Below are 12,019 nucleotides of genomic sequence, written 5' to 3'. Positions count from 1 at the left end.
CCTCGGACGGCCCAGGGTGTGGCGGATGGCCCAATGAGGCCTTTGCAGAGGGAGATCGAGTGAAGTGAAAAGGAAGTGACGAGATGAGACAGTCTGGGGCTAGTGTGACAGGTCAAGTCGCGGATGGTCTCATCGAGCTGTCCCGGGAGGGATTTGCGCGGTTCGCGCAATACATCACGGGTCAGCTTGGGATCAAGATGCCGGACTCGAAAATGGCATTGGTGCAAAGCCGCCTGATGCGCCGGGCGCGCGAGCTGAAGCTGGGCTCGCTGAATGAGTACGAAAAGTACTTCTTCGCTGCCTCGAACGCCAATGAACGGGAGCATCTGATCAACGCCATGACGACGAACAAGACGGACTTCTTCCGCGAGGCGGGGCATTTCGAATTCCTGCGAAGTGTTGCGATCCCGAGTTTGATGCAGGGTAACAACCGGATCGAGTCGCGCCTGAAGGTCTGGTCTGCCGGATGTTCTTCGGGTGAGGAGCCATACACGATTGCGATGGTGCTGTCTGAGTATTCGAGCGTGAACCCAGGCTTCGACTTCGCCGTACTGGGGACCGACATCTCAACGAAGGTGTTGGAGCATGCCCGCAATGGAATTTACCGGGAGTCCCTGATTGAGCCCATTCCGAAGGAGATGCGCGGCAAGTATTTGCTGAGGAGCCGCAACCGTTCGGAGCCGCTGATGAGGATTGTGCCGGGGCTGCGAAAGAGGGTCAGTTTTCACCAGTTGAACTTCATGGACGAGGATTACCACATCAAGGACATTTTCGATGTCGTATTCTTCCGCAACGTGCTGATCTACTTCGACCTGCGGACCCAGGAGGCGGTGGTGAACAAGATCTGCCGCAATCTGATTCCCGGCGGGTACTTCTTCGCCAGCCATTCGGAATCTCTTTCCGCTTTGGATGTGCCCCTGAAGGCGATTGGAACTGCGATTTACCAGAGGCGGGGTTAGCGTTTGTGGGTGCGAGGTCCTGAGATGAAGTCTCCCGGAAAAGTGAGCGTTTTGATTGTGGACGACTCCGCTTCGGTGCGGCAGGTGCTGAAGGAGATATTGGAGTCCGACCCACAGATCCAGGTCACTGGCGTCGCGCAGGATCCATATGTTGCCGTGGAGCGAATCAGGCAGGAAGTCCCGGACGTCATAACGTTGGATATCGAGATGCCGCGCATGGATGGCCTCACGTTTCTCGACCGGATTATGAGCCAGCATCCGATTCCGGTGGTGATCTGCTCGACGCTCACCGGCGATGGTTCGGACACGGCGCTGGCAGCCCTGGAGAAGGGCGCCGTCGACATCATCACCAAGCCAAAGCTGGGCGCAAAGGAGTTCCTGGAAGAGGCGCGCGTCCGCATCTGCGATGTGGTCAAATCGGCTGCGCGCGCGAGGCTGCAGAAGCATCGAGTGAACTTCAAGCCCGTCGAACCTAAATTGTCGGCGGATGCGGTAATTGCCGTCACCGTATCGAAGGCGTTGATCCAGTCTACGGAGAACGTGGTTGTGGTGGGTGCGTCGACGGGGGGAACCGAGGCCCTGCGCGAGTTCCTGAGCGCAATGCCGCTGGACGCGCCAGGTATCGTCATTGTCCAGCACATGCCGGAGGCCTTCACGGCCAGATTTGCGCAGCGGCTGGACCAGACCTGCCGGATCTCTGTGAAAGAGGCGGAGGACAACGACTCAGTGATTCGCGGCCAGGCGTTGATCGCACCGGGCAACCGCCATGTGCTGTTGAAGAGGAGCGGAGCCCGCTACTATGTCGAGCTGAAGGACGGGCCCCTGGTCAACCGCCACCGACCCTCCGTTGACGTCCTATTCCGGTCGGCTGCACGGTACGGGGGGCGAAATGTGATTGGGGTGATCATGACGGGCATGGGGGACGACGGGGCGAAGGGAATGCTGGAGATGAAGCAGGCCGGCGGCTTTAATTTTGCGCAGAATGAGGCGACTTCCGTGGTGTTCGGCATGCCCGCCGAGGCCATCAAGGCTGGTGGAGTTGACAGAGTGCTGGCCCTCAGTGATCTTGCGGCCGAGGTAGTGCGTCGATGTCATGGAAATTAGAGGTCATGGACTCCAGCGCCGGGTCGATTTCGTCGACTTGCCTAAGGCTGTGGAAGAGGGTAGGCGGCATAGTGGACCGACATGGACGTCTGACGGCGTCCGAAGAACGCGTAGCGATGCAAGAGGTGGGTTCGAGACTTTCGGACTTCAACCGATTGACCGAAGAGGTCTTCCTGCCGGTGGGCGCGCGCCTGATGGGCATCCAATCCACGGCGGGGGCGGTAGCAAAACAGGTGGCCGGCGTGGCTGGGCGGCTCTCCGACCATGACGCTTCGGTGACGTCGCTGGACCGTGTGTTGCTGGCCTCCGGGGGCGATCGCGCGGGGGCGCGCATCGCTGACTGCGTCAAGGGGTTGCGCACGGACGCAAAAGCACTGGGATCGACGATTGAGGCGTTTGCGCCGATTCTGCACACCTTTGACGTTCTGGCGGTCATGACCAGAATCGAGAGCGCGCGGTTTGCTGACGTGGAGGGCAGCTTCGCCGGGCTGGCGACTTCCGTACTGGAATTGTCGCAGCAGATTCGTGAGCAGGTGGGCTCAAGTGCGACGTCAGTCGCGGTGCTGCTGCGAACCGTCTCCGCGGCGGCGGCGGAAGCAGCCGCGGTCGCGACGCAGAGGCAGGAGAATCTCGAGCCGCTGATGGAGCAGACGAGCACGGGGCTGCGCCAGATTGGGGCGCATCGAAGTGAGATAGCGAAGGCGAGTGCTCACCTGGCCTCCCAATTCGATGGGATTGCGGTGTCGGTGGGCGATCTGGTCGTTGCGCTCCAAGCGCAGGATATTGTGCGGCAGCAGATAGAGCACGTGCAGCAGGCCTTGCTCGAGTGCAGTGGCGCATCCGGACCCCGGAGTCAGCTGCCGGCAATCGCTCGATTGCAGGCCGCGCAACTGAACAATGCCAGGGCTGTCTTTGAAGCATCCGTCCATCAGGTGCGGGGCGCCTTGTGCCTGATCGAGAGGAAAGTGAGCGAGGTGGCAACGGAGGCGACCAACCTGCTGGGAACCTCGGAGGGCGGCGAGCCCACCTTCTTTGGGGGTGTCCGGAAGAGCCTGGGATTCACAGTGGAGCTTCTGAGCAGCAATCGGGAAGCGGAACAGCGTCTGGTGGCCACCGCAGCCACAGTCCGCCAGAGCGTGAGCGAAATTGTCGAAGCGATTGCCGGAGTCCGGGCGGTGGGGCTGATGATGCAGCGAATCGCATTGAACGCCACGATTCAGGCAGCCCGGCTAGGCGAGGCCGGGGCGTCCATGGAGATCGTCGCCAACGCTATTCAGGAGTTGGCGAGGGAGGCGGAGCAGGCGTCCGAGGAGACTGAGAAGCTGCTGGAAGGGATCAGCAGCGGGGCCAACTCCCTGGAGTCGACGGCCGAGTCATTTGGCGAGACTGAAGCAGAAATTGCGGGTTTGCGCCAGGACGGAGCGGCACTGGACCAGTCCCAGGCGCATGCGGGCCGCGACTACCAGCAGTCTATGGAATTAGTCGAAGGGTTGAAGCAAAGTCTCGCCGCCAGCGTCGACGGATTTGGCACCCAGGAAGAGGCAATCGGAATTCTGGCGTGGGCGAGCGGTGTCCTGCAAACAGCGGCGCTCGACGCACCAATGCCCGATCCGCGGAATTCGGCGGCGGCCCCTGTGAACTACACAATGAGGTCTGAGCGCTCGATCCACGCCGCACTGTCAGATGGGCGGACGCCAAAGGATGAAGACGGTGTGCCGGCGATCAGCGAGAGCGGAGATGGGGACGATGTCGAATTCTTCTAGTAGGGACGTGGGGCTGAATGGGAGGGGTGAATGAAATGATGGAGAGACTCGGCCAACGAGAGAGAGGGCGGAATGGGTAAGAAAATTCTGGCCGTGGACGATTCGAGCACCGTCAGGCAGATGGTTTCGTTCACATTGGTTTCCGCGGGCTATGAGGTGATCGAGGCCCGCGATGGGCAGGATGCAATGTCCAAGCTTGCGAATCCCGTGGCGCTTGGAATGGTCCTGACCGACTTGAACATGCCAAATCTTGACGGCATCGGGTTGATCCGCCAGTTGCGCGCTCACGCAGCTTTCAAGTACGTGCCGATTGTGGTTCTCACGACGGAGTCGGAGGCGGAGAAGAAGCAAGCCGCAAGAGCCGCCGGGGCAACGGCGTGGATCGTGAAACCGTTCCGGCCGGAACAACTGCTCGCAGTAATCCAGAAGGTGCTGGGCTAGGAGCTGAGCGGGCTTGGGGACGGCGGCAGTAACTTCGGAGCGGAGTTACTCCTTGGGTAACCCATTTTGAAACGCTTTGATGACGGCGCTGTTGTCCAGTGCGCCAAAGCCGGCGTTTTCCGCAGCCTCCAGCAGTTGCAGGTGGACATGGGACAGGGGTAGCCGCGCACCCTGGCGTTCGCCGGAGGCCAGGATGAGCCGGACGTCTTTCAGGTGTTGGGAGAGACGGGCCTCGGGCTCGAACTCCTCGTTGAGCATGCGAGGGCCTTTGGTATCCATTGCCCGGGAGTAGGCTGGGCCGGCGCGGAGGATTTCGAGTGCGACGTAGGGGTCGATGCCGGAGGCGCGGGCGAATTCCAGACCTTCGGCGAGGACGGCGCGATTGAGGCCGAGGACCAGATTCATCACCAGTTTGATGCGCGCTCCGCTGCCGGCCGGTCCGACATGGAAAGCATGTTTGCAGAACTGTTCGAAGAGGTCGTGGCAGCGTGCGAAAGCAGCGTCGGAGCCACCGCAAAGGAAGATGGCTTCACGGGTCTTGACCTGGCGGCTGGAGCCGCCCACGGTGGAGTCCACATAGTCGACGCCGAGTGGGCTGAGCATGGAAGCGAACGCGACGGCATCCTCGGGATCGCCGGTTGTGGTGTCGATCAAGATTGAGCCGGGTTTCAGTTTGGGTTTGATTTCGTCCAGTACGGCACTGACGATGGCGGAGGTGGGCAAGCTGAGGATGATCCGCTCACAGTCGGAGACCACAGCCGCAGCGCAGCAGGCGGGTTCGCCTCCCAGCAACTGGAGGGCGTCCATCTGCTCGGCCCGGACGTCGTAGCCGGTGACGGTGTAGCCGGAAGCCAGAAGGCGTTCAGCGACGGCAGTGCCCACGAGGCCGATGCCAATGATGCCCACGCGGTCCATCAAGCCCCCCGCCGCACTGGCGCGAATCCGGTTGAGCCGGAGATGCGCGAGACCTTGGTCAACTGCTTGGCTGCGCTGACCACAGCCGGAGCCGTATGTTCGACGAACTCCTGGAGTGAACAGGCCATCCAGGGGGCGGCGGCGCTGATGGCCGCCCACGGCCGGTCATCGGGATCGAAGATGGGCGCCGCGATGACGCGGACCCCGATCACCGTGTCCTGATCGGAGACGGCGTAGCCGAGTTCGCGGACCTTCTGGAGCCGCGACTCGATTTCCGGGATGGTGACGGGTGTGTTCGGGGTCATCTTCGTCCGGGGTTTGGCGTTGAGGATCTGGAGGCGCTCTTCCAGCGGCAAGTGGGCCAGGATAGCGTGGCCGATGGCGGTACAGAAGGCGGGCACCCGCGCTCCTACACGTTGGGAGATGCCCAGGCGGCCGAGAGGCATCTGCAGGCGTTCCACATAGACCAGTTCAGGGCCGTCCAGCACGGCGATGCTTGCCGCCTCATTGATGGGCCCCATGAGCGATCGCAGGATGGGCCGGGCGATGGTGTTGAGGTCCATTTGTCCGAAGGCATTGAAGCCAAGATCCAGGACCTTGAGACCGAGGCGGTAGCGTTTGCCTTCGGCCGGTAGCAGGTAGCCGAGCATGACGAGGGTTTTGGCGAGGCGGTAAGTGGTGCCGGGGTCTAGCTCGGCCCGGGCAGCGATCTGCGAGAGGGTCAGCTCGGGTTCGCGGGCGTCAAAGACCTCGAGGACCCGGAAGCCCTTGGCCAGCGACATCACCGTACTTTTGGAAGACTCGGTATCCGAAACTTTCATCGAAAACATCATGCTAACTCAACCGGCAAACTTTGTACACCTGTATTGACGCGCTTTTCATAGCATGATAACGTCAACATCAACACAAATCCGAATATAGTTTCGCATTCCGAAAGGAGCCAAAATGAACAGGCGATATTTCCTGCCGACGGTAGCGGCGGGACTGAGTACGGTCCGGCAGGCACCGGCGGCCAGCGACCGAGTGAATGTGGCGGTGATCGGGGTGCGCGGGCGGGGCAGGGCCCTGACCGGCGGATTTGCGAAGCTGGCCGACGCGAATGTCGAGTATCTGGTGGATGTGGATGACCGGGTGGTGCCCGCTGCGGCGGCTCTACTGGAGAAGGCGGGACGGACGCCGCCGAAGGTAGTGCGCGACATGCGGCGTGTCTTCGACGATAAGTCGATCGATGCGGTGGTGATCGCGACTCCGGACCACTGGCATGCACCGGCGGCGATTATGGCTTGTGAGGCCGGCAAGGATGTGTACCTGGAGAAGCCGTGCTCGCACAACATCCGCGAGGGCCGGCTGATTGTGGAAGCGACGCGACGCAACAAGCGAATCGTGCAGCACGGTACGCAGTCGCGCAGCCGCGAGATTACACGGGCGGCGATCGACTATATCCACGCCGGCAACATCGGCAAAGTGGTGATGGCCAAAGCGTGGGACGTGCAGCGGCGCAGTGATATCGGCCACAAGGCAGACAGCCCGGTTCCAGCCGAGGTCGACTACGACACCTGGGTGGGTCCGGCCCAACTGATGCCCTTTAACGAGAACCGGTTCCACTATACGTGGCACTGGCACTGGAATTTCGGGACGGGTGACGCAGGCAATGACGGAGCGCACCAGATCGACATGGCGCGCTGGGCGTTGGGCGTGGAGCTACCCACCGAAGCAGCGGGCACCGGCGGGAAGCTCTATTTCGAAGACGACCAGCAGACGCCGGACACCATCAACGCCACTTTCCGCTATCCGGGCAAAATGCTGATGTTCGAGCTGCGGATCTGGAATCCGTACGGCCTGGAAGGGGTGGAAAACGGTGTGGCGGTCTACGGCGGAAACGGCATGGTGCAGATCGGCAAGTGGGACCGGCAGTGGGGCTACAAGGTTTTTGACGAGAAGGGCAAGCTGGTGAAGCACGAGCAGAGCCCGGGCGAGGATGAGGCGCATGTGCGGAACTTCCTGGATTGTGTGAAGTCGCGGAAGGCGCCGAACGCGGAGATCGAAGTGGGATTTCGCTCGGTGGTGCACTGCCACCTGGCCAACATCGTGGCGCGAACAGGCCGGACGGTTCACTATGACGCGAACACCGATTCGGTGACCGGCGACGCCGAGGCAGCCAAGCTCACCAGGCGTACCTACCGTGATCACTGGTCGAAGCCGCGCGGGGTTTGAACCACAGCCGAACGAACAGAAGTTGGGAGGAAGTAAACCATGTCTCAAGTTGGACATTGGCCCCGGGTTTGGGCCGCGGCAGTGCTCTGGTCCGCGGTTTGCCTCGCTCAAGTCAATACCGCAACAGTTTATGGTACTGTCACGGACCCGAGCGGCTCGGCCATTCCACAGGCTGCCGTCAATGCGGCCAATCTGCAGACCGGCGGCAGTTGGAACACGGTCACCAACGCGCAGGGCGAGTACACGCTCACCTTCCTGCCGGCTGGGTTGTACACCATCACCACAAAAGGAGCCGGGTTTAAGGAATCCCGCAATACGGGCATTGAGCTCTCCGGGGGCCAGGAGTTGCGCCTGAAGTATGCCCTGGCGTTGGGAGACGTGACAGAGACCGTGACGGTCAGCGCGGAGACTCCGCTCATCAATACGGCCAATGCGGAGCAGTCGTTGAACCTGAACCTGGCACGAGTGAAGGAACTACCCACTGCGAATCGGGATTGGAGCTCGCTGCTCAGCCTGGGCGCAGGCATGACGGTGAGCAACAACGCGGTCTCAATGAATGGATTGCCGCAGGACGGGTTCCGGTTCACGGTGGACGGGGCGAACGCGAGCGGCAGTGGAGAATCGGAGACGCTCACTTCGCTGGGCTATATCAAGGCCGTGAGCCTGGAGGCCGTCCGTGAAGTGACCGTGACCAGCGGCATCGCCCCGGCCGAGACAGGCCCCACGATGTCGGGCAACGTGAACGTCATCACGAAGAGCGGCACGAACGATCTGCACGGGTCGTTGTTTGAAAACAATCGTACGGAAGACGTCGCGGCCCGCAACCAGTTCCTGATGACGCGCCCTCCGGTTACCTTCAACCAGTTTGGCGGCTCCATTGGTGGTCCGATCCTCAAGAACAAGCTGTTTTACTTTGGTGTTTATGAAGGCTACCGTTCACGTGCATTCACGGCGGTGAGCGGCAATGTGCCGACCGGCGAATTCCGCGCGCTGGTGACGGCGGCGAATCCGGCGATGAAGACCTTCTTCGATACGTTCCCTCTGCCGAACTCCAGCTATGCGGCCGGAGCGGTGACCGGTTTCTACCAGAGCGCCGCGTCGGGGGTGGAGGACAGCAATCACTACAGCATGCGCGGCGACTATATGATGACCGACCGCGATATGTTTTCGGTGCGCTACACCTATGACACGCCGTTCCAACTGACACCGCGCGTATCTCCGCAAAACACACGCACGTTCGATGTGACGACGCACAAGGGCGTGGTGAGCTACATCCATTCGAGCGCCGGCTACAGTGCGGAGACGCGAGTCGGCTACAACCGGTTTGAACGGGCGCGGCTCGACAACATCTTCACATTGGGGGTGAGCGCCATCACCGGTTCGCTGGGGTTCTCGAACTCCGGGGAGCTGATGGAGAACCTGGGGGTCAATTACAGCTTCGACCAGATCATCGCCCTGACCCGCGGCCGGCATTCGATCAAGTTTGGCGGCCTGTTCCAGATGTATGAGTCGGGGCGCAATAACGAGACGGTTCCGGAGTTCCAATTCGCCAATGCGAACGATCTGCTGGCGAACAAGCCGAGCCAGGTGACGATCAGTTTTGGGGTGCGTCCATATACTTTGCGCAACTGGATCACCGGCTTCTTCGTGCAGGACGATTTCCGCGTCAGCCGGAACTTCATGGTGAACCTGGGCCTGCGCGCCGACTGGTTCTCGGTGCCTACGGAAGATTCCGGCCGCATTTTCAACCGCACGGGCCCCTTCGGCATCGGTCCGTATACCAGTTCCGACAGTATCTACAGCGGCAGCAAGTTTGACTACTCGCCGCGCGCCGGTTTCGCCTGGACCATCACGCCGAAGACCGTGATCCGGGCGGGCAGCGGCATCTTCACCAGCGCCCATAACCAGTTCGGCGGGCCGGTGGAACTGATCCAGAACGCCATAGATGAGCCCAACCGAGTGGTGTTCAGCGCCGTGGAAGCCAGCCGTTTCGGCATCTCCTACCCGACGACCAATGCGACGGTGCTGCCATTGGTGAAGGGCGCGGGACCGATTTCGGGTACGGTGATCGGGCAGCGCTTTCCGCAACCCTCCAGCATTCAATGGACGATGAGCGTTTCCCGGGAAATCGGGAAGACTCTCTCGGTTGAGACGGCGTACATGGGCAACCATGCGATCCACGCCAATGTTGTGCGCAGGATCAACCAGGTGAACCCGCTGACTGGTCTGCGTCCGTACGATGGCTACTCGGAGTACAACTACTACGATGGTTCAGAGAGCACGAACTACAACGCCTGGCAGAACACGGTGAGGCGGCGCTTTTCGAACGGGTTCCAGATGGGCGGCATGTACTCCTGGGCGCGGTCGATGTCGTACAGCAACGCAGCCAACATCGGGTTCCCGAATCCTCCCCAGGACTCGAACAACATTCGCGGCGACTACGGGCCGAGCCCGTTCGATATCCGACACCGGTTCAACATTGACTATTTGTATGAACTTCCGCTGATGAAGTTGACGGGCCGAACCGGGAGGGGCGCCCGCCTGCTATTGGGCGGCTGGCAGTTCTCCGGCATCTACACGGCAGAGAGTGGACCGCCGATCAACCTGACGCAAAGCACGTCGTACCAGAGCACGCGGCCCGACTACATTGGCGGGAATGCATACACGGCGGATGCGTCCGCCACACTGCAGTTCCTGAACAAGGCCGTATTCGCGAAGATTCCGGTGGGCATGGCCAATGCGCCCCTGCACTTTGGCAATATCGGCCGCAACGCGCTGCGTGCGCCCGGATTCTGGAATCTGGACATGGCACTGGCCAAGAATCTGGATTTCACTGAGCGCTACCGGCTGCAGCTTCGCGCCGATATGTTCAATTCGCTGAACCACACGAACTTTTCCGGCATTTCCACGGCGATCGAGGCGGGCAATTTTGGCCGCTTCACCTCCACCCGGGGCGCCCGCGTGATGCAGTTCAACGCGAGGTTCAGCTTCTGATGGTGGGGGCCATGGTCCGGCTCCGTCCCGTAATAGGATGGAGCCGGGCGCTGGAAATATGCGAACACTGATTGGACTCCTGATCCTCACCGCGGCGGCCGGCGGCCAGACGGTGCTGCGGAGCGCGCACTTCACGCACTACGCGCAGGAGTTCAACCGCGCTTTCCCGGAGGATCTGGTCAACGCGATTCCCGACGCCCAGGCGGCGGAGTGGATGGCGCAGAACACCCCTCTGTTCACATGCCCGGACCCGGACATCGAGCGCACCTGGTATTACCGCTGGTGGACCTTCCGCAAGCACATCAAGCAGACGCCGGACGGGTTTGTGTTGACCGAGTTCCTGCGGCCGGTGAGGCACGCCGGAGCGCACAACACGATCAGTTGCGCGCTGGGCCACCATCTGGCCGAGGGGCGCTGGTTGCGGGACCGCCGCTACATGGACGAATACCTCGACTTCTGGCTGCGCAAGGGTGAGCAAGGCGGCATGCAGCGCCACTATCACCAGTACAGCGGCTGGACGGCGTGGGCGGCCTATGAGCGATGGCTGGCCGACGGGGATACCAAATACGTCACCTCCCTACTGGAAGTGCTGGTGAGTGATTACGAGCAATGGGAGAGGGACCGACTGCTGCCCAGCGGCCTGTTCTGGCAGTATGACGTACGGGATGGCATGGAGGAGTCGGCCAGCGGCTCGAGGAAGAACAAGAACGCCAGGCCCACCATCAACAGCTACATGTTCGGCAATGCGAAGGCCATCGCGGCTATCGCCCGCCTTGCCGGGCAGGTGGAACTGGCCCAGGTGTACGAGGCTAAAGCCGCGCGGCTGCGTGAGCTGGTGGAGCAGCAATTGTGGGACAAGGATGCGCAGTTCTTCAAGGCACGCCTGGACACGGGGCAACTGGCGAGTGTCCGGGAGGAGATCGGCTTCACCCCCTGGCTGTTCGACTTGCCCGCGCCGCGGCACACCTTTGAGGCCGCCTGGAAGCAATTGATGGATCCGCAAGGCTTCTTCGCCCCCTACGGACCCACGACGGCTGAGCAGCGGCACCCGGCCTATGGCATCCGCGAGGTGGGCGACAACTGCCAATGGAACGGCCCGAGTTGGCCTTTCTCCACGGCGATCACGCTGAAAGCGCTGGCGAACGTCCTTAACGACTACGAGCAGCGCGAGATCTCGGTGGAGGACTACTTCAAGACATTCGAGATCTATACAAAGAGCCAGACACTGCGGCGGCCCGACGGGTCGGTCGTGCCGTTTATCGACGAGAATCTGCATCCGCAGACCGGCGAGTGGTGGGCGCGGGCCCTGGCTATTAAGAAGGGCAAGTTTACGGCGCGCGGGGACCACTACAACCACTCTTCCTACAACGACCTTGTGATCACCGGCCTGGCCGGCTTGCGGCCCAGGGCCGATGGGATCGTGGAAGTGAATCCCCTGGTGCCGGCCGGACGCTGGGACTGGTTCTGCCTGGACAATGTGCCGTATCACGGCACGACGCTCACCATCCTGTGGGATCGTACGGGGCGCAAGTTCGGCCGTGGTAAAGGCCTGCTGGTGTTTGCGGGCGGCAAGGTAATTGCGCGGTCACCGGTACTGCGGCGGACCACGGGCCGGCTGAATTGAGCGAC

At 61.5% G+C, this 12,019-nt stretch carries 9 protein-coding genes; 7 read left to right on the top strand and 2 right to left on the bottom strand.

The window, feature by feature from the left end; translation table 11 throughout:
* Window positions 1–83: 83 nt before the first annotated feature.
* The 4 genes from ACR9Y2_RS00695 (at window position 84) to ACR9Y2_RS00680 (ending at window position 4,267) form a co-directional block, all read left to right on the top strand.
* On the top strand, window positions 84–959 hold the full coding sequence (locus tag ACR9Y2_RS00695) for a CheR family methyltransferase (RefSeq protein ID WP_435039097.1): 876 nt from the start codon (window positions 84–86) through the stop codon (window positions 957–959).
* Window positions 960–983: 24 nt separating this feature from the next.
* Complete coding sequence (locus ACR9Y2_RS00690) at window positions 984–2,063, top strand: protein-glutamate methylesterase/protein-glutamine glutaminase (protein WP_435039096.1); 1,080 nt, start codon at window positions 984–986, stop codon at window positions 2,061–2,063.
* Window positions 2,048–3,826 carry a methyl-accepting chemotaxis protein gene (locus tag ACR9Y2_RS00685; RefSeq protein WP_435039095.1) on the top strand — a complete coding sequence of 593 codons (1,779 nt, stop codon included), beginning with the start codon at window positions 2,048–2,050 and terminating at the stop codon, window positions 3,824–3,826. Before ACR9Y2_RS00690 ends, ACR9Y2_RS00685 begins: the two co-directional genes overlap by 16 nt.
* 72 nt (window positions 3,827–3,898) lie before the next feature.
* Window positions 3,899–4,267, top strand: coding sequence for a response regulator (locus ACR9Y2_RS00680; protein ID WP_435039094.1), 369 nt, complete (start codon window positions 3,899–3,901; stop codon window positions 4,265–4,267).
* Window positions 4,268–4,312: 45 nt separating this feature from the next.
* On the opposite strand, the gene ACR9Y2_RS00675 is transcribed toward ACR9Y2_RS00680, so the two are convergent.
* Both ACR9Y2_RS00675 and ACR9Y2_RS00670 read right to left on the bottom strand, forming a co-directional pair.
* Window positions 4,313–5,182 carry an NAD(P)-dependent oxidoreductase gene (locus tag ACR9Y2_RS00675; protein WP_435039093.1) on the bottom strand — a complete coding sequence of 290 codons (870 nt, stop codon included), beginning with the start codon at window positions 5,180–5,182 and terminating at the stop codon, window positions 4,313–4,315.
* Window positions 5,182–6,003: an IclR family transcriptional regulator gene (locus ACR9Y2_RS00670; protein ID WP_435039092.1), complete on the bottom strand. Its 822-nt coding sequence runs from the start codon at window positions 6,001–6,003 to the stop codon at window positions 5,182–5,184. The genes ACR9Y2_RS00675 and ACR9Y2_RS00670 overlap by 1 nt, the downstream gene beginning before the upstream one ends.
* A 124-nt stretch (window positions 6,004–6,127) precedes the next feature.
* On the opposite strand from ACR9Y2_RS00670, the gene ACR9Y2_RS00665 reads away from it, so the two are divergent.
* From ACR9Y2_RS00665 to ACR9Y2_RS00655, 3 genes are read left to right on the top strand one after another with little or no spacing between them, the layout of a single operon-like run.
* Window positions 6,128–7,396, top strand: coding sequence for a Gfo/Idh/MocA family protein (locus ACR9Y2_RS00665; RefSeq protein WP_435039091.1), 1,269 nt, complete (start codon window positions 6,128–6,130; stop codon window positions 7,394–7,396).
* A 39-nt stretch (window positions 7,397–7,435) separates the two neighbouring features.
* Window positions 7,436–10,390, top strand: coding sequence for a TonB-dependent receptor domain-containing protein (locus ACR9Y2_RS00660; RefSeq protein WP_435039090.1), 2,955 nt, complete (start codon window positions 7,436–7,438; stop codon window positions 10,388–10,390).
* 58 nt (window positions 10,391–10,448) lie between these two features.
* Window positions 10,449–12,014, top strand: a complete 1,566-nt coding sequence (locus ACR9Y2_RS00655; protein WP_435039089.1) for an MGH1-like glycoside hydrolase domain-containing protein — start codon at window positions 10,449–10,451, stop codon at window positions 12,012–12,014.
* The last annotated feature ends 5 nt before the right edge of the window (window positions 12,015–12,019 follow it).

The sequence above is a fragment of the Paludibaculum fermentans genome, from assembly GCF_051172195.1.
Taxonomy (GTDB): Bacteria; Acidobacteriota; Terriglobia; order Bryobacterales; family Bryobacteraceae; genus Paludibaculum; species Paludibaculum fermentans_A.
The sequence above is the reverse complement of the archived record's forward strand: the minus strand, read 5'-3'. Positions and strand labels throughout refer to the sequence as shown.

What these genes read in the sequence shown, in the direction of transcription:
- ACR9Y2_RS00665 (WP_435039091.1), top strand. Translation starts at nt 6,128, where the DNA reads ATGAACAGGCGATATTTCCTGCCGACGGTAGCGGCGGGACTGAGTACG.
- ACR9Y2_RS00680 (WP_435039094.1), top strand. Translation starts at nt 3,899, where the DNA reads ATGGGTAAGAAAATTCTGGCCGTGGACGATTCGAGCACCGTCAGGCAG.
- ACR9Y2_RS00685 (WP_435039095.1), top strand. Translation starts at nt 2,048, where the DNA reads ATGTCATGGAAATTAGAGGTCATGGACTCCAGCGCCGGGTCGATTTCG.
- ACR9Y2_RS00690 (WP_435039096.1), top strand. Translation starts at nt 984, where the DNA reads ATGAAGTCTCCCGGAAAAGTGAGCGTTTTGATTGTGGACGACTCCGCT.
- ACR9Y2_RS00655 (WP_435039089.1), top strand. Translation starts at nt 10,449, where the DNA reads ATGCGAACACTGATTGGACTCCTGATCCTCACCGCGGCGGCCGGCGGC.
- ACR9Y2_RS00675 (WP_435039093.1), bottom strand. Translation starts at nt 5,182, where the DNA reads ATGGACCGCGTGGGCATCATTGGCATCGGCCTCGTGGGCACTGCCGTC.
- ACR9Y2_RS00660 (WP_435039090.1), top strand. Translation starts at nt 7,436, where the DNA reads ATGTCTCAAGTTGGACATTGGCCCCGGGTTTGGGCCGCGGCAGTGCTC.
- ACR9Y2_RS00670 (WP_435039092.1), bottom strand. Translation starts at nt 6,003, where the DNA reads ATGAAAGTTTCGGATACCGAGTCTTCCAAAAGTACGGTGATGTCGCTG.
- ACR9Y2_RS00695 (WP_435039097.1), top strand. Translation starts at nt 84, where the DNA reads ATGAGACAGTCTGGGGCTAGTGTGACAGGTCAAGTCGCGGATGGTCTC.